At 72.7% G+C, this 17510-nt stretch carries 14 protein-coding genes and 2 pseudogenes; 14 read left to right on the top strand and 2 right to left on the bottom strand.

Features of this window, described 5'->3' with window-relative positions; translation table 11 throughout:
* The first annotated feature begins 111 nt into the window (after positions 1 to 111).
* The 8 genes from LIU39_RS04465 to LIU39_RS04430 all read left to right on the top strand — a co-directional run bounded on the left by LIU39_RS04465 (position 112) and on the right by LIU39_RS04430 (position 8115).
* Entirely contained in the window at positions 112 to 942 is an 831-nt protein-coding gene (locus LIU39_RS04465) for a helix-turn-helix domain-containing protein (protein WP_227044835.1), read from the top strand.
* Positions 939 to 1148 carry a DUF397 domain-containing protein gene (locus LIU39_RS04460; RefSeq protein ID WP_227044834.1) on the top strand — a complete coding sequence of 70 codons (210 nt, stop codon included), beginning with the start codon at positions 939 to 941 and terminating at the stop codon, positions 1146 to 1148. The genes LIU39_RS04465 and LIU39_RS04460 overlap by 4 nt, the downstream gene beginning before the upstream one ends.
* A gap of 267 nt (positions 1149 to 1415) precedes the next feature.
* Positions 1416 to 2552: an ROK family transcriptional regulator gene (locus LIU39_RS04455; protein WP_227045199.1), complete on the top strand. Its 1137-nt coding sequence runs from the start codon at positions 1416 to 1418 to the stop codon at positions 2550 to 2552.
* 116 nt (positions 2553 to 2668) lie between these two features.
* Positions 2669 to 4009: an ABC transporter substrate-binding protein gene (locus LIU39_RS04450; protein WP_227044831.1), complete on the top strand. Its 1341-nt coding sequence runs from the start codon at positions 2669 to 2671 to the stop codon at positions 4007 to 4009.
* Between the two features lie 12 nt (positions 4010 to 4021).
* Positions 4022 to 4972 carry a carbohydrate ABC transporter permease gene (locus tag LIU39_RS04445; protein ID WP_227044830.1) on the top strand — a complete coding sequence of 317 codons (951 nt, stop codon included), beginning with the start codon at positions 4022 to 4024 and terminating at the stop codon, positions 4970 to 4972.
* A gap of 6 nt (positions 4973 to 4978) precedes the next feature.
* A complete protein-coding gene (locus tag LIU39_RS04440; protein WP_227044827.1) occupies positions 4979 to 5884 on the top strand; it encodes a carbohydrate ABC transporter permease in 906 nt (301 codons plus the stop codon).
* A 6-nt stretch (positions 5885 to 5890) separates the two neighbouring features.
* Entirely contained in the window at positions 5891 to 7144 is a 1254-nt protein-coding gene (locus tag LIU39_RS04435; protein ID WP_227044826.1) for a 6-phospho-beta-glucosidase, read from the top strand.
* Positions 7135 to 8115 (top strand): N-acetylglucosamine kinase, encoded by a 981-nt coding sequence (locus tag LIU39_RS04430; RefSeq protein WP_227044823.1) that lies wholly within the window; start codon positions 7135 to 7137, stop codon positions 8113 to 8115. Before LIU39_RS04435 ends, LIU39_RS04430 begins: the two co-directional genes overlap by 10 nt.
* An 80-nt stretch (positions 8116 to 8195) precedes the next feature.
* Here the strand turns inward: LIU39_RS04430 and LIU39_RS35195 are convergent, their stop codons facing one another.
* Together LIU39_RS35195 and LIU39_RS35190 are read right to left on the bottom strand one after the other, a co-directional pair.
* Positions 8196 to 8408 carry a hypothetical protein gene (locus LIU39_RS35195; RefSeq protein WP_227045227.1) on the bottom strand — a complete coding sequence of 71 codons (213 nt, stop codon included), beginning with the start codon at positions 8406 to 8408 and terminating at the stop codon, positions 8196 to 8198.
* A gap of 83 nt (positions 8409 to 8491) precedes the next feature.
* A pseudogene (locus LIU39_RS35190) lies at positions 8492 to 8815 on the bottom strand (FadR/GntR family transcriptional regulator); the annotation flags it as partial.
* Positions 8816 to 9006: 191 nt separating this feature from the next.
* Between LIU39_RS35190 and LIU39_RS04415 the strand changes: the two are divergent.
* From LIU39_RS04415 to LIU39_RS04390, 6 genes and pseudogenes are all read left to right on the top strand, one after another.
* Positions 9007 to 10479, top strand: a complete 1473-nt coding sequence (locus LIU39_RS04415) for a GlnX family signal transduction membrane protein (RefSeq protein ID WP_264482388.1) — start codon at positions 9007 to 9009, stop codon at positions 10477 to 10479.
* 20 nt (positions 10480 to 10499) lie between these two features.
* The gene (locus tag LIU39_RS04410; protein ID WP_227044819.1) at positions 10500 to 11507 is read left to right on the top strand and encodes a glutamate ABC transporter substrate-binding protein; all 1008 of its coding nucleotides are present in this window, start codon (positions 10500 to 10502) and stop codon (positions 11505 to 11507) included.
* A gap of 118 nt (positions 11508 to 11625) precedes the next feature.
* Positions 11626 to 12915: a hypothetical protein gene (locus LIU39_RS04405; protein WP_227044817.1), complete on the top strand. Its 1290-nt coding sequence runs from the start codon at positions 11626 to 11628 to the stop codon at positions 12913 to 12915.
* On the top strand, positions 12912 to 15431 hold the full coding sequence (locus LIU39_RS04400) for a serine/threonine-protein kinase (RefSeq protein WP_227044814.1): 2520 nt from the start codon (positions 12912 to 12914) through the stop codon (positions 15429 to 15431). The genes LIU39_RS04405 and LIU39_RS04400 overlap by 4 nt, the downstream gene beginning before the upstream one ends.
* Position 15432: 1 nt before the next feature.
* On the top strand, positions 15433 to 16815 hold the full coding sequence (locus LIU39_RS04395; RefSeq protein ID WP_227044811.1) for a protein phosphatase 2C domain-containing protein: 1383 nt from the start codon (positions 15433 to 15435) through the stop codon (positions 16813 to 16815).
* A 305-nt stretch (positions 16816 to 17120) separates the two neighbouring features.
* Positions 17121 to 17510, top strand: a pseudogene (locus LIU39_RS04390) (FHA domain-containing protein); the annotation flags it as partial.

Raw genomic sequence — 17510 nt, 5'->3', positions numbered from 1 at the left:
GGGCCTTTTCGTGTGTCCGGTCCCCGTTCGCATGCGCAGCGCGCCCGTACGGAACTAGGCTCTGCGACGAGCGGCACACCGCAACTGCCGTACGGAGAAAGGGAGTAGGCCATGGCCAAAGGTCCACGGAGCAGCCAACAACAGGCCGCCTGGGAGTTCTTCGGCACGGAATTGAAGCGGCGGAGAGAGAACGCGGGCCTCACCCAGGACGGCCTGGGGCTCCTGGTATTCGTATCCGGCGGCTACATCGGCCAGTTCGAGCAGGCGATTCGCCGCCCGCAGTTGGACGTGGCGATCCGGATCGATGAAGTTCTACAAACCGAGGGCTTTTTCGAACGGACCTGGCGCAAGCTGATCGACGACAAGCGGTATGCGGATTACTTTGCGCAGATGGCGGAGTTGGAGACGCTGGCGACCAAGATCTGCGAGTTCGCACCCACCGTGGTTCCGGGGCTCCTGCAAACCGCCGCGTACGCGCGAGCCGTCACGATCGCGGCGAACCCGTTCGTCACCGACGCGTACGTGAAGGGGATGGTGACGGCACGGCTGGAGCGGGCGACCATACTGCAGGACGCTGCACGCCCCGAGTATTGGGTGGTCCTGCACGAGAACACGATTCGTACGCCAGCTGGCGGGCGTGCCGCGATGGCAGAGCAGTTGGAGCACATCGCCACGCTGGTGCGGGAACGCAACGTCGTGGTGGTAGTACTCCCGCACGCGGCAGGAGCCCATGCGTCCATGAGCGGGATGCTGACGCTCCTGGAGTTCGACGATGCGCCGCCAACTGCCTATACAGAGACCTCGTTTTCGGGAACGCTGCTGGATGATCCGGCTGTGGTGAAGCGGGCCCAGCGTGCCTACGATCTGCTCAGGGTCGCCGCACTATCGCCGGAGGCGTCCCTGGCCCTGATCGAATCGGCGGCGGAGGACTACAGACGATGAACCAGAACGAGCTGAGCACCGCGCGCTGGCGCAAGAGCAGCTACAGCAACGGCGAAGGCGGCAGCTGCATCGAGGTGGCCGACGGCCACCCCGGCATCGTCCCCGTCCGCGACAGCAAGAACCCGGCAGGTCCCGCGCTCGTCTTCGCCGCCGCCGGCTGGTCGGCGTTCGTGACGGTCGTCAAGGGGGACGGGTTCACGAGCTGAGCCCACCCGGAACAGGCCCGAAGGCCCGCGCGCCACGTACCCCGTGGCGCGCGGGCCTTTTGCGGGGGGCGCACGCGCAAAGTCGACCCGCCGAAACCATTGACGGCTCACCGGCCCACGACCTACCTTCCTGTCACCGATTGGAAAGTTTCCTAACAGACGGCGCGGCGGTCCGGGAGGAACGCCGGGGACGGGGCGTGGGCGGTCATGGCAGGAGCGGGGCAGGGAGTACAGGGGATGCCCGGGACGCCCCGGGTGTTGCGGGCCATGAACGACCGGGCCGCCCTCGATCTCCTCGTCTCGCAGGGGCCGTTGACCCGCACCCAGGTCGGCGAGCTGACCGGCCTTTCGAAGCCGACCGCCTCGCAGTTGCTGGCCAGGCTGGAGGCCGTCGGCCTTGTGCGTACGACCGGGAACGTGACCGGGCGGCCGGGGCCCAACGCCCAGCTGTACGAGGTCGATCCGTGCGCGGCACAGGTCGTCGCGCTCGCCGTGGATCAGGAGGGGATCACGGCGGCCGTGGCCGACATCGCCGGGGAGGTGCGCGGTCGGGCGCGGGTCGGTACGGACGCGGTGGCCGAGAACGTGCCGCACCGGACCGCGCAACTGGTGGCGGCTGCCGTCGACGGCGCGCTCGTCGAGGCAGGGCTTGGGCGGGAGGCGCTGCACGGCGCGGTGATCGGCACGCCGGGCGCGCTGGATCCGCAGACCGGAGTGCTGCGCTACGCGCCCCATCTGCCGGGCTGGCACTCCAGGGCGCTCCAGGAGGAGCTGGCCGAGGTGCTGGGCACGCCGATCGTGATCGAGAACGACGTGAATCTGGCGGCCGTCGCCGAGCAACACGACGGCGCCGCACAGGACTTCGACGACTTCGTGCTGCTGTGGGCCGACGAGGGGGTCGGCGCCGCCATCGTGCTGGACGGCCAGCTGCTGCGCGGCGCCACCGGCGGCGCGGGCGAGGTCGGCTACATGCCGCTGCCCGGCGCGCCGCTGGCCCGCGGCGGCGACCGCAGCGCGGCGCAGCCGGACGGCGGCGGCGGCTTCCAGCGGCTGGTCGGCTCGCCGAGCGTGGTGGAACTGGCGCGGCAGTACGGATCCGCCGACGTGCACACCGTCGCGGAGGCGCTGCGTCACGAGGACGTACGGGCCGAGGTGGCGCGCCGGCTCGCCACCGGCATCGCCGCCGTGGTGGCCGTCGTCGACCCGCGTCTCGTGGTGCTGTCGGGCGAGGTCGCGCAGGCGGGCGGGGAAGCGCTGCGGCAGCTGGTCGAGGAGGAGTTCACCGGGCTCGCGCTGCCACGGCCCGAGCTGCGCATCAGCCGTCTCGACGGAAACCCGATCCTCACGGGCGCGCTGCGCACGGCGCTCGCCGCCGCCCGCGATGTCGTCTTCGACACGGCTTGACGGCCGCATCCCCGTACCTGCCCGCCCCGCCTTCCGGGTCGGGCACGCCCCCGCACGTCCGCACCTCCGCTCTTGCCGCACCACGTCAACTCCCCCTGCCGTAAAGGAAGTACGCCATGCCGCTGCCGCGCATGCGCATCTGCCTGTCCGTGGCGCTGGCCGGCGCCGGGCTGCTGGTCTCGGGCTGCGCCAATCCGAGTGTCGGCAGCGACCGTGACGATCCGACGAAGCCGGTCACGCTGAAGTTCTGGCACGGCTGGTCGGATCGGGCGGAGGTGAAGGCGGTCAACGACAGCATCGCCCGCTTCGAGAAACTTCACCCCAACATCAAGGTGAAGTCCGTCGGTAATGTCACCGACGAGACGATGAACCAGTCGCTGCGGGCCGGCGGGGACGACGCGCCCGACGTGGTGTCGTCGTTCACCACCAACAATGTCGGGCAGTACTGCTCGTCGGGGACGTGGGCGGATCTCGACCCGTTCATGAAGAAGACGGGTGTGCAGAAGGAGAAGGTCTTCCCGAAGACCTTTCTCGACTACACGCAGTACGAGGGAAAGCAGTGTGCGCTGCCGCTGCTGGCCGACTCCTTCGGCCTGTACTACAACAAGGACGCGTTCGAGGAAGCCGGGATCAAGCGGCCGCCGCGGACGATGTCGGAATTCCGGCGGGACGCGGCCAAGCTCACCGATCGGCACCAGGACGGCTCGTACAAGCGGGTCGGATTCATGCCCAACTTCCGTCTGTACGAGAACAGTCCGGACCGGTTCTTCGGGCAGTGGGGCCCGAAATACTTCGACAGCAAGGGCAAAGCCGCGCTGGCGAAGGACCCGCGCAGCAAGCAGTTCTACGAGACCCAGCTGGCGCTGATCAAGGAGCAGGGCGGTTATGCAGCGCTTGAGAAGTTCCGCTCCCAATTCGGTGAGGAAATGTCCTCGCAGAGCGCGTTTCTGACGCAGCGGGTGGCGATGCATCTGGACGGGGAATGGCGTGGCCTGATGCTCAAGGACGACAAGGCGAAGTTCCACTGGGGGACGGCGCCGCTGCCGGTACCCGACGACCAGGAGGACACGTACGGGCGCGGCTATCTCACCGGCACGGTCGCCGGCATCGCGCACAGCAGCCGGCACCAGAACGCGGCCTGGGAATTCGTGAAGTTCCTGACGGTGGACACCGATCAGGTGGTGCGTTTCGCCAACGACATCCACAACGTGCCGTCGACGTTCGCGGCCCTCAAGTCGCCGAAGCTGCACGCCGATCCGGCGTTCCGCACCTTCATCGACATCGCGCAGGACCCGCACAGCACCGCGATGCCGCCCTCCAACAACGGCGGCCAGTACGTCACCACCTTTCAGGACTTCTCGTACGACGTGGAGGCGGGCAAGGTCCCCGACCTCGACAAGGGACTGCGCCGGCTCGACGCGCAGATAGACGCCGACAATCTCCAGTCCGAGAACTGACGGAGCCTCGCCATGGCACTCCCTCCCGCGCCCGCGCTGCGCCGCAAGCACACCCGCGAACGGCTGCGCACACTCGGCTTCCTCTCCCCCTGGCTGGTCGGCTTCACGGTCTTCTTCGGCTATCCGCTGATCGCCACCGTCTATTTCTCGTTCATGCACTACAACCAGATCGAGCAGCCCGATTTCGTCGGGCTCAAGAACTGGAAATACGTGCTGACGCAGATGCCGCTCTTCGGTCCTGCCCTGTGGAACACGCTGTGGCTGGTCGTGGTGATGGTCGCGCTGCGGGTGGTGTTCGGGCTCGGCATCGGCATGCTGGTCACCAAGATCAAGTCGGGGGTCGGCTTCTTCCGCACGGCGTTCTACCTGCCGTATCTGGCCCCGCCGGTCGCCGCGACCGTCGCCTTCGTCTTCCTGCTCAACCCCGGCACCGGGCCGGTCAACGAGATCCTGGGCGCCATCGGCATCCACGCGCCCTCCTGGTTCAACGATCCCGACTGGGCCAAACCGTCACTGGTCATGCTCTCGCTGTGGGGCATCGGCGACCTGATGGTGATCTTCATGGCGGCGCTGCTCGACGTGCCCAAGGAGCAGTACGAGGCGGCGGAGCTGGACGGAGCCGGCGCGTGGGGGAAGTTCCGCTACGTCACCTGGCCCGCCATCACGCCCATCGTGATGTTCGCCGTGGTCACCGGCGTCGTGCAGACCATGCAGTACTACACGCAGGCGCTGGTCGCCGGGAAGCTCGCCTCCGGCATCACCTTCGGCCCCGGCACGGTGATCCAGCCCGGCTACCCGGACCACTCCACCCTCACCGTCCCCCAGCTCGTCTACTCCCTGGGCTTCCAGAACTTCAACACCGGCGCGGCGTGCGTGCTCTCGCTCGTGCTCTTCGTCATCGCCATGGGCGTCACCACCCTGCTGATGCGCAAGCGCGCCGGCCTGCTTGCGGCGGAGGACTGATCCGACATGACCACCACGACCCTGCGCCCCCGCACCGCACCCGCCCCCGCACCGGCGGGCGACCGCGGCCCCGCCCTGCGCGCCAGGCGCCGCCGGCTGCTGCACTGGATCGCCGTGCACGCCGTGTCCGTCGCCGCCGCGCTCTTCTTCGTGCTGCCGTTCGTCTTCGTCTTCCTGACGTCCGTGATGAGCGACGGCCAGGCGATGAGCGGCGAGCTGTGGCCGCACGAATGGAACTGGTCCAACTACGCGACGGTCTTCCACACCCCCGGCTTCCTGGACTGGTGGAAGAACTCGCTGATGTACGCGGGCCTGGGCACGCTGTTCACGGTCTGCTCGGCGGTCCCGGTGGCGTACGCGCTGGCCAAGTTCCGCTTCCGCGGCCGCCGAACGGCGATGATCCTGGTGATCTCCACGATGATGCTGCCGCCGCAGGTCATCGTGATCCCGATGTACCTGGTGTGGGCCCAGCAGCTGCATTTGTCGGGCTCACTGTGGCCGCTAATCATCCCGATGGCGTTCGGCGACGCGTACTCGATCTTCCTGCTGCGGCAGTTCCTGCTGACCATCCCGCAGGAGTACATCGAGTCGGCGAAGGTGGACGGCTGCGGCGAGCTGCGCACCCTGCTGAAGATCATCGTCCCGATGGCCAAGCCCGGCATCGCGGCCGTCGCGCTCTTCCAGTTCTTCTACTGCTGGAACGACTATTTCGGCCCGCAGATCTACGCGGCACAGAATCCCGGCGCCTGGACGCTTTCCTACGGGCTCGAATCGTTCAAGAGCGCGCACAGCGTCGACTGGAATCTGACCATGGCGGCGACGCTGCTGGTCATGGCGCCGGTCATCATCGTTTTCTTTTTCGCTCAGAAGGTCTTCGTCGAAGGCGTCACTCTCACCGGAGTAAAGGGCTGATTTATCGTGAAGCTCGCAGTGGTCGGCGGAGGTTCGACCTACACCCCAGAACTCATCGACGGATTCGCGCGGTTGCGTGATGTCCTGCCGCTGGAGGAACTGGTCCTCATCGACCCGGCGACCGACCGTCTTGAACTGGTCGGCGGCCTCGCCCGGCGGATCTTCGCCAAGCAGGGCCACCCGGGCCGCATTTCGTGGACCTCGGACCTGGATGCCGGGGTGGACGGCGCGGACGCGGTCCTGCTCCAGCTGCGGGTCGGCGGGCAGGCGGCCCGCAACCAGGACGAGACCTGGCCGCTGGAGTGCGGCTGCGTCGGCCAGGAGACGACCGGCGCGGGCGGCCTCGCCAAGGCGCTGCGCACGGTCCCCGCGGTGCTGGACATCGCCGAGCGGGTGCGCCGCCGCAACCCCGACGCCTGGATCGTGGACTTCACCAACCCGGTCGGGATCGTCACCCGGGCGCTGCTCACCCACGGGCACAAGGCCGTCGGCCTCTGCAACGTCGCCATCGGCTTCCAGCGCAAGTTCGCCCGGCTGCTGGGCGTACGCCCCGACCAGGTCGAGCTGGAGCACGTCGGCCTCAACCATCTGACCTGGGAGCGGGCGGTACGGGTCGGCGGCGAGGACGTGCTGCCCCGGCTGCTCGCCGAGCACGGCGACGCGGTCGCCGACGACCTGCACATGCCGCGCGCGCTGGTGGACCGCCTTGGCGTCGTGCCGTCGTACTACCTGCGCTACTACTACCAGCACGACGAGGTCGTACGGGAGCTGCGCAGCAAGCCGTCGCGGGCGGCCGAGGTCGCGGCCATCGAGAAGCAGCTCCTCGACATGTACGGCGACCCGGCGCTGGACGAGAAGCCGGAGCTGCTGGGCAAGCGCGGCGGGGCGTTCTACTCGGAGGCGGCGGTGGCGCTGACGTCCTCGCTGCTGCGCGGCACCGGCGACGTGCAGGTGGTGAACACCCTGAACAACGGGACGCTGCCGTTCCTCCCCGACGACGCGGTGATCGAGGTGCCGGCCGCAGTGGACGGCTCCGGTGCCACGCCGCTGCCGGTACGGCCGCTGGAGCCGCTGTACTCCGGGCTGGTCGCGAACGTCACGGCCTATGAACACCTGGCGCTGGACGCGGCGTTGAAGGGCGGCAGGGGCCGGGTCTTCGAGGCCCTGCTCGCCCATCCCCTCATCGGCCAGATCGCGTACGCGGACCAGCTGACCGACGACCTGATCGCACACAATCGGGAGCACCTCACGTGGGCCTGACCGGCACGGCGCTCGCCATCGACGCGGGCAACAGCAAGACCGACGTGGCCCTGGTGGGCGCGGACGGCAGCGTGCTCGGCACGGCGCGCGGCGGCGGCTTCCAGCCGCAGACGGTGGGGGCGGGGCGGGCGGTCGACGTGCTGGCACCCCTGGTCGCTTCGGCGCTGGCGCAGGCCGGCACCGAGGGACCGGTCGACCATGTCACGGCCTACCTCGCCAACGCCGACCTGCCGGTCGAGGAGGCCGCGCTCGCCGCGGAGATCGGCGACCGGGGGTGGGCGCGGTCGGTGACCGTCGGCAACGACACCTTCGCGCTGCTGCGGGCCGGCCTGCCGGACACCGGGGAGCCGCCGGTGGGGGTCGCCGTGGTGTGCGGGGCCGGCATCAACGCGGTGGGACTCGGCCGGGCCGGGGCGAGCGCGCGATTCCCTTCCGTCGGCCGGCTCTCCGGCGACTGGGGCGGCGGCGGCTTCCTCGCCGACGAGGCCCTCTGGTACGCGGCACGGGCCGAGGACGGCCGCGGCGAGCCGAGCGAGCTGGCACGGGCGCTGCCCGCCCACTTCGGTCTTGCCACGATGCTGGAGCTGATCGAGGGGCTGCACCTGCGCGGCATCCCCGACCGGCGGCACGAGCTGGCGCCGCTGCTGTTCGACGTGGCCGCCGCGGGCGACCCGGTGGCGCGGGCGATCATCGCCCGGCAGGCCGACGAGGTGGTGCTGCTGGCCTCGGTCGCGCTGGAGCGGCTCGACCTGCTCGGCGAGGAGACCCGGGTGGTGCTCGGCGGCGGGGTGCTGGCGGCCCGGCATCCGCTGCTGCACGACCGGATCGTGCGGCTGCTCGCGGAGCGCGCGCCGAAGGCGGTGGCGCACGTCGTCACCGCGCCCCCGGTCCTGGGCGCCGCACTGCACGCGCTGGACCGGGCGGAGGCTCCGGCCGATGCCTATGCGCGGCTGCGGGGGTCCTGGGCGTAGGAGGCGTGCCGCAGGGGCGTGGGCGGTCCGGCCCGCGCCCTGCGGCGTCCCGTCGGCCGTCAGCCGTCAGCCGTCAGCCGTCAGCCGTCCAACGGCAGGGCGAGGTCGCGGACATGGCCCGCGAGCGGCTGGACGGCGGCGTCCACCGCCGCCTGCGGGTCCTGGGCGCGGATCGCGTCGGCGAGCCGGGAGTGCGGGTCGGTGCGGGCGGCGGTGGCGGTGTCCAGGCAGGCGGCGCGACGCGGTTCCTCGCGCAGCGCGGCGCTGAGCGAGCGGTAGAGGTCGGCGAGCACCGGGGTGGCGCCCGCTTCGGCACCAGGATGTGGAACTCGGCGTCGGCCGCGGTGAAGGCGTCGCCGTCGTGCGCGGCGAGTGCGGCACCGCGGCGGGCCAACGCCTCCTCGATACCGGCAAGTTGGGCTGCTGTACGGCGCTTCGCGGCCTGCCGGGCGGCTACCACGTCGAGGCCCCGGCGTACCTGGGTGACGTGGGTGAGTTCGGCGCGCTCCAGGCGGCGGAGCGCGAGGGCACTGCCGTCGTCGGAGATCACGAACGTGCCGTCGCCCTGCCGGGGCTCCAGCAGTCCCGCATGCACCAGGGAACGGACGGCCTCGCGCAGCGAGGCCCGGCTGACGCCGACGGTCTCGGACAGCGCGCTCTCCGGCGGAATCCGGCTGCCGACCGGCCAGGAGCCGGTCACGTCTGCCCGCGGCTCTCGTCCGTCGCGGACTCGACCAGCGACACCCTGCCCCTGCCGACCGTCCGCACCCGGACCTCCCCGCGACCCCGTGACACGTCCCGCGCCGTGGTCCTCCGATGTCCGGCAAATCCTGCGGCAACTCTACGTCCGGTCACACAAGATCAGGTCAATACCGGTGTGCCCGCCGGTGCATGCGGACATACTGCTGCCCGTGTCCCCGTTCCGGGGGCGGACCCGTCGTCAGCACTCCAGGGGGAGGTTGTGTGCCGTCCGTGACGTCCGTGCCGCAGGCGAAGCCCGGCAGCGCGCCGCCGCCACCGGCCGCGCGCCGTACGGCATGGGCCGACGGCCTCGACGAACTGCGCGGTGCCACGCGGACCGAGCCGGGCAGGCTGCGGGCGATCGGCGCCGTACTGGCCCTGCTGGTCCTGCTGTTCGGGGCGGTCACGGCCTGGCAGGTCACCGACCGTGCGGACGCCGCCCGCGAGGTCGCCGAGAGCAGCCAGCCGCTCAGCGCGGACGCCGCCGACCTCTACCGCTCCCTGGCCGACGCCGACACGACGGCCGCGAGCGGCTTCCTGGCCGGCGGCGACGAGCCCCGCGACACCCGCGCACGCTACGCGGCCGACCTCGCCACCGCGTCGGAACTGCTGGTCAAGGCGGCCGGATCGACGCGTATGACGGACGCGGCCGGCCACCACATCAGCACCATCAACCGCCTGCTCCCCCGCTACACGGGCCTGGTCGAGACGGCCCGCGCCGACAACCGGCAGGGCCTGCCGCTCGGCGGCGCCTACCTGCGCTACGCCAACGAACGGATGCGCGGGGAACTCCTCCCGGCGGCCCGCGCCTGGTACGACACCGAGACCGGGCGGCTGGCCGCCGACCATGCCGCGGCGACGGCGTGGCCGTGGGCCTCGCTCACCGCAGGAGCCGCCGCGATCTGCGCGCTCGGCTGGGCGCAGCGGCGCAGCTACCTGCGGACCAACCGGGTGTTCAACCGCGGCCTGGTGACGGCCACCGCCGCGTCGGTGATGCTGCTGCTGTGGCTGGTGGTGGGGCACACGACGGCGCGCGCCGGGCTCGGCGAGGCATTCGACAACGGCGCCCGTTCGCTGCGGGTGCTCAACGAAGCGCGGATCGACACCCTCCGGGCCCGCGGCGACGAGAATCTGACGCTGGTGGCCAGGGGCGCGCGGCTCACCGGCGACCAACAGGACTTCTACGAGGCCGGTTTCCGCTCCGGCATGAAGGACCTGGCGGGCGGCGCAGCGCACGGTCCCGCGGCGCCGGGCAGCGCGCTGGGGACCGCGCTGGCGATGGCCGACGACGAGGCGGGCCGGCAGCCGGTGCGCCGGGCGGTGGCGCAGCTGCGCGAGTGGCAGCAGCGGCACGCACAGGCGCGCGCCGCGGACGACAAGGGCGACTACGACCAGGCGCTGCGCCGGGTGATCGGCACGGACCGGCCGACCCGGGAGTCCTTCGACCGGGTCGACGCGGCGCTGCGCGGTGCGGTGGCGCACGAGCAGGACCAGTTCCGGCAAGCGGCCGACGACGGGCGCGGCGCGTTCGGCGGGCTGGCGGCCGGGGCCTGTGCCCTGGCCGTCGTGGGCGCGGCGGGCGCGGTGCTGGGCATCGGGCGCAGGCTGTCGGAGTACCGGTGAGGGGGCAGGGTGCGGACCACATGACGCGGCGGGCGCGCGGCCTGCGGAATCTGCGGGCGGCCCTGTCGCCGGTCGTCGCCGGTGCGGGGGTGATGGCGGTGGCGGCCGCGGTGCTGGTGCCCGCGCTGAGCACCGGCACGCCACACCCGCAGGCCGGTCGCCGGGCGGCGCACGGGGCGTACGCACCCGGCACGGCGCAGGCGTCGCCCGCAGCGGAGCGGTGCACGAAGGAGACGGCGGCGCGCAGCCTGCGGCCGTCGCCCGCGGACGGTCCGGCCGTGCGGCGGATCAAGAAGAAGGGCCAACTGGTCGTCGGCGTCGACCAGAACACCTACCGCTGGGGGTTCCGCGACCCGGACTCCGGCGAGCTGGAGGGCTTCGACATCGACCTGGCGCGGGCCCTCGCCAAGGACATCCTGGGCCCGCACCCGAAGGTGGTCTTCCTGGCGGTGCCGACCAACCAGCGGATCCCCGCCCTGCGGCACCGCCGGGTCGACATGGTGGTGCGCACGATGACGATCAACTGCGCGCGCAAGCGCCAAGTGGCGTTCTCCACCGCGTACTTCCAGGCCGGTCAGCAGGTGCTTGCGCCCAAGGAATCGAAGATCACCGCGTTCGACGGCTCGCTGCGCGGCAAGCGGGTCTGCACGGCCGCGGGGTCGACGGGCGAGACGGAGCTGGCGCGGCAGCCGCACGGCGCGAAGGTGCTGCTGGTGCCGAGCCAGCTCGACTGCCTGGTGCGGCTCCAGCTCGGCGAGGCGGACGCGGTGGTGACCGACAGTGCGCTGGCCGCGGCGCAGGCGGCGCAGGATCCGACGGTGGAGCTGAAGGGGAAGCCGTTCACGGACGAGGCGTACGGCGTCGCGATGAACAGGGACGACCCGGATCTGGTGCGGCGGGTGAACAAGGTGCTCGACGACTACCGCGGCAAGGGCGCCGACAGCCCCTGGATGCGGGCGTATCACACCTGGCTGAAAGCCGACATGCCTGGCATATCCGGACCACCGACGCCGGAATACACCGACTGACCGCCCCACGGAAGGCCGGCTGGCGGCAGTATGGAGGAAACCCGGAAGGGGCAGCACCCGAGAGGCGGCCGAAGCGCACCAACCACCGCGCACCGTACGCAGTTTGGAGAGGTGATCGATGGGGGTCTCTGGACCCTTCCCCGGTTCTGCGGGGAGGCCGGAAGGCCAGGCGCTGGACCGCGACGAGGCCGACCGCGCGCTGGCGCGGCTGGGCGCCGAGTACGACGCGATCGAGTCCTCGCTGCTGGCGCTGCAGGACCACGCAGGGCGCCGGCTTCTGGAGGGCGCCGACCTGACCGGTGTCACCAAAGAACGGTGGGCGGCCACCGAGCGGTCCATCGCCGTGCTGTGGTCGCACTTCGACGCGTACACGGCGGCCCTGACCCGCGCCCGTGAGGTGCGGGCGCGCCGACGCTGGTCCTCGCCCGACGACCTGGCGGAGCTGACCGCGCTGCTGGACAGCACGGGGGCGGAGGTCACGACGGACGGCGCCGTACAGCGGTGCACCCTGCGGGAGCTGGTCGAGCGGATGAACGGCCGCTACGCGCGGGCGCTTGACGTCATCGTCGCCGCCGACTCCGTGTGGTCCGCGCTGCCCGCCCGGATCGACCTGCTCGCGGCGGAGTTGCAGCGCACCCGCTCGCTGGCGCACTCGGTGGGCGTCAGGCCGGGCGAGCATCCGTCGGGCGACGATCTGGAGGACATCACCGAGGAGTTGGGGCGGCTGCGCGCGGAGGTGATCGCGGACCCGCTGGCGTTCTGGGTGTCGTCGTCGACCGGCAGTTCGGCGCCGGGCGGCGGGCGCCCCGACACCGAGCGCTACGACCGTGCGGCCCGCGCGCTGGAGGACGTCCGGCGGGAGATCGAGGCGGTGCTGGACGTCCGGCAGGACGCCGAGCAGCGGCTGATGCACCTGCGGGACGTGCTGTCCCGGGCCGACCGGACGCTGACCGAGGCCAGGCAGGCGCGCGGCGAGGTGCTGGCGAAGATCGCCGCGTCCGAGGTGCCCGCGGTCAGCAGCCCGTCGGCGGCGCTGCACGAACAGCTGGCGGCCGCCGTCGACTACCGCAGGCACGCGCAGTGGCACCGTCTCTCGCCGCTCCTGGAACGCCTGGAGGAGCGCGCCGAGGACGAACTGCTGCGGGCCCGCGAGTCGTTGACCGCGGTCACCGCGCCGCTCGCGGTCCGCGCCGAGCTGCGCGGTCGGCTGGACGCGTACAAGGCGAAGGTCGCCCGGCACGGCCTGGCCGACGACCCGCTCCTTGCCGAGCGCTACGACGCGGCCCGCCGGATGCTGTGGAGCGCGCCCTGCGACCTGCGGGCGGCCGCGGCGGCGGTGCTGCGCTATCAGCAGGCGGCGACGGAGGCGATGGTTCCGGATCAGTGGGACCGGGAGGGCGGCGCGTGACGGAGCGGGCGGCTGCCGCGTGCCAGCGAAGGGAGTGCACGGGCCGCTACGAAGACGCCGGCGGCGAACGGTACTGCGACGTCTGCGGCCGCGCGCCGGTGGTCTCACCGGTCGGCCTGCTCGCCTCACCGCCGACGGGTGTCACCGAACGGACCGTCGCGGCCCCGGGCACCCCGGTCGCGCCCGCAGGACCCGCGCCCGCCGCGACCCGCCTCGCGGCCGGCCCCGCCCCCTCCGCCGCAGGGCGCGGCCCGGCCCGCGCCCTGCCCGCGGTGCCCGCCCCCGGCACGGGCGGCGGCACCGGCTCCGGATCGGCACGCGGGCGGCTGGGCGCAGGTCTGGTGACGGTGCCCGAAGTGCCGCGACCCGATCCGCGGGCCGCGGTGCTCGACGATCCCGAGGTGCCCGAGCGGAAGCGGTTCTGCAGCCGCAGCGACTGCGGGGCGCCGGTGGGCAGGACCCGCGGCGGCGTTCGGGGCACCACGGAAGGGTTCTGCACGGCGTGCGGCCACCCGTACAGCTTCGTGCCCAAGCTGCGGGCCGGTGACGTGGTGCGCGGCCAGTACGAGGTGGCGGGCTGCCTGGCGCACGGCGGCCTCGGCTGGATCTACCTGGCCGTCGACCGCGCGGTCTCCGACCGCTGGGTGGTGCTCAAGGGCCTGCTGGACACCGGCGACGAAGAGGCGCTGGCGGTCGCCCTGTCCGAGCGCCGCTTCCTCGCCGAGATCGAGCACGCCAACATCGTGCGGATCTACAACTTCGTCGAGCACCTGGATCCCGCGACGGGCAGCCGGGACGGCTACCTCGTCATGGAGTACGTCGGCGGCACCTCGCTCAAGGACCTCGCCAACGCCCGCCGCACGCCCCAGGGACGGCGCGACCCGCTGCCCGTCGAGGTGGCCTGCGCCTACGGCATCGAGGCGCTGGAGGCACTCGGCCACCTCCACAGCCGCCAGCTCCTCTACTGCGACTTCAAGGTCGACAACGCCATCCAGCAGGGCGACCAGCTCAAGCTCATCGACATGGGCGCGGTGCGCCGGATGGACGACGAGGAGAGCGCGATCTACGGCACGGTCGGCTACCAGGCTCCCGAAGTCGCCGCCCTCGGCCCGTCCGTCGCCTCCGACCTCTACACCGTCGCCCGCACCCTCGCCGTGCTCACCTTCGACTTCCAGGGCTACACGAACGTCTTCGCCGACTCGCTGCCCGACCCCGAGCACATCGAGGTCTTCCGGGCGTACGAGTCCTTCTACCGGCTGCTGGTACGCGCCACGGACCCGGACCGCGACCGCAGGTTCAGCTCGGCCGAGGAGATGGCCGCACAGCTGACCGGCGTCCTGCGCGAGGTGGTGGCGCTGCGGTCCGGCACGCCGCGGCCCGCACTGTCGCAGCTGTTCGGGCCCGAACTGCGGGTGGCGGACACCGCGTTGCCCGCGACGGCCGACGGCGGCGGTTCGCTGCTCGGGGCGCGCGGGCGGGTGCGGCCCCGGGCCCGCGGGCGTACCGCGGTCGAGACCGTGGGCACGGACCGGCCCGGTGCGGACGAGGGCCCCGGGCTGCGTCCTGTGGACGTACCGGCCGCGGTGCTCGCGCTGCCGGTGCCCCACGTGGCTCCGGCCGACCCCAACGCCGGATTCCTGGCCGGTCTTGTGGCCGCGGACCCCGCCGAACTCGCCGCCGCGCTGCCCTCCGCACCGGCCGACTCGCTCGAACTGCGGCTGCGCGCGCTGCGGGCCCGCCTGGAGGCGGGCGACGGCGCGGCGGCGCTCAAGGCGCTGGCCGCGCTGACCGAGGAGGACGGCGCCGAGCGGTGGGCCGGGGACTGGCGGCCGGTGTGGCACCGCGGCCTGGTGACACTGGCGACCGGGGACCTGGAGAGCGCCGCGGCGGCCTTCGACGCCGTCTACGACGCCTTTCCCGGCGAGCCCGCGCCGAAGCTGGCGCTGGCCCTGTGCGCGGCGCAACTGGGGCAGTGGGACACCGCCGATGAGTACTACCGGCTGGTGTGGACGACCGACCGCAGCTTCGTCAGCGCGGCGTTCGGGCTGGCCCGGGTACGGCTGGCGGCGGGCGACCGGGAGGGGGCGGTGACCGCCCTGGAGTCGGTCCCCGAGACCTCCATCCACTACACGGCGGCCCGCATCGCGGCGGTCCGCGCACGGCTGTGGCGGCGCTCCGCACACGAGGCCCGCCCGGCGGAGCTGCGGGCCGCCGCCGAACAGGTCGAGCACCTCGCGGACTTCGGCCTGGACGACCGGCGCCGCGAGCAACTGACCACCGAGGTACTGGGAAGCGCCCTGGACTGGGTACTCTCCGTGAGCCACGGTGCCCGGCCGGACGGCGGGCACAGCCCGCCCGAGCGGCCGGTGCTGCTCGGCAGCACGCTGGACGAACGCGGGCTGCGGTTCGGTCTGGAACGGTCGTACCGCCTGCTCGCGCGGATGGCGCAGCGTGGCGAGGAAAGGATCGAGCTGGTGGAACGGGCCAACCGCTTCCGCCCCAGGACGTGGGTGTGACATGGGTGTGACTGGGCCGTCCAGGTGTCCGAGCTGCGGCAAGCCGCTCGACCGGGGGGACAGATTCTGTGGACGCTGCGGCGCCGGACCCGCGGCTGCCGCGGCCCCCGGCGGCCGCCCGGCGGACGGCACGGGCCGCCCGCCCGGCTACGGCCCGCCGCCCCCGGTCACGTACGCGCCGCCGGACACCGTCCTGCCGCCCGCGCCCGGGATGCCGCTGCCCGACCCGTACGCGGTGCCGCCGCAGGTCGCCCCGTGGCAGCCGGGCCTGACGGCGCCCCAGGGAGCGCAGGCCGCCGCGAGCGGCCCCGAGGGCGAGGTGCCGGGCGCCGTGCCGCCGCCGCAGGCCCCGCCCGCGGACGAAGACCCCGCCACTCCCCCGGCGCCGCCCGCTCCCGCCGACCCCCGGGTAGCCGGGTACGAGGCCGTCGCGGACGCCGCCGGGCAGCCGCAGACGCCGGTGCGCGGCACCCGGGTGTGCGCGGTCTGCCGGGCCGCGGCCGTGGACATCGACGGGTACTGCACGCGGTGCGGCCAGGCCCAGCCACGTGAACGCGACCATCTGGAGCGGGAGTTGGCAGGCTCGGCGGCGGTCAGCGACCGCGGGCACCGCCACCACCGCAACGAAGACTTCTTCGCCCTGACCGCCACCGCGCTGCCGGACGGCGCGCCCGCCGTGGTCGCCGTGGTCTGCGACGGCGTCTCCTCGGCGACCCGCCCCGACGAGGCGTCCGAGGCGGCGTCAGGGGCCGCGAGCGATTCCCTGCTGGCTTCGCTGCCGCGCGGCGTCCATCCGCAGCAGGCCCTGCACGAGGCGATCGTGACGGCGGCGGCCGCGGTCAACGCCCTCGCGGTACAGGACGAGGCCGGCCAGGAGGAGCACCGCAGGCAGAACGCCCCGGCCTGCACCCTCGTCGGCGCGGTGGTCGGCGGCGGCCTGCTGACCGTCGGCTGGGTCGGCGACAGCCGCGCCTACTGGATCCCCGACGACCGCACGGTGCCCCCCGCCCGGCTCACCGAGGACGACTCCTGGGCGGCGCAGATGGTCGCCAACAACCTGATGTCCGAGGCCGAGGCGATGGCGGACGAACGCGCGCACGCCATCACCGGCTGGCTCGGCGCCGACGCGTACGAGGTCGAGCCGCACACCCAGCACTTCCAGCCGGACGGCCCCGGCGTGGTGGTGGTCTGCACGGACGGCCTGTGGAACTACGCCGAGACCGCCGCGCAGCTGGCCGCCGTGCTGCCGGCCGACACCCGGGAACGGCCGCTGGACAGCGCCAGGACGCTGGTCACGCACGCGCTCGACGGTGGCGGCCACGACAACGTCACGGTGGCGGTGGTGCCGTTCCCCGTCCCCTCGGGAGGCACGTCTCCGGCCTGAGCAGGACAGGTGAAACCGGCGCAATCCGTTCAGTGCGGATGGGATGCCCGCAAGCCGGGTGGCATGGGCGGAACGGCACGGCCGGCGAGGGGGGCCGTTGCGGGGAGACTGCGAAACTGCTTGCGAAGGTGATGGGCGTCGCCGGTACCGCGACCGGTACTGTGCGACGGAAAGCGGCGGTCGCCGCGGCGTACGGGGTGCCCTCGTAGCGCGCTCGGCGACCACCGTCCGCGTCACGAAATGACCAACGAGCAATGCCACCGGAATCAACGCCGGACCAACGGTACGGAGGGGGAAGAACCGACATGCCGACCTGCCCGAACGGACACCAGTCGGTGGCCGAAGACTGGTGCGAGGTGTGCGGCCAGCGGATGGCGGGCGCTGTCCCCCCGCCGCCCTCCCTGCCTGCGGGGTTCCTGAACGCACCGCCCGGCCAGCCGACCGGCCAGCCGGGACCGCCGCCCCCGCCGCCCGGCCAGATGGGCCCGCCTCCGAGCCGGCCGCCCGGCCCGCCCCCCGGTCAGATGGGCCCGCCGCCCGGCGGCCCCGGCCCCCAGGGCGACCAGGGCGGCTACGGCTTCCCGCCCGCTCCGGCACCCGGCCCCGGCACCCAGGGCGGCTACGACTTCCCGCCGCCGGCCCCAGGCCCGGGACAGCCTCCCGGCCCCGGCACCCAGGGCGGCCAGGGCGGTTAC

The sequence above is a fragment of the Streptomyces pinistramenti genome (genome assembly GCF_020564935.1).
In the GTDB taxonomy this organism is placed as follows: domain Bacteria; phylum Actinomycetota; class Actinomycetes; order Streptomycetales; family Streptomycetaceae; genus Streptomyces; species Streptomyces pinistramenti.
The sequence above is the reverse complement of the archived record's forward strand: the minus strand, read 5'-3'. Positions and strand labels throughout refer to the sequence as shown.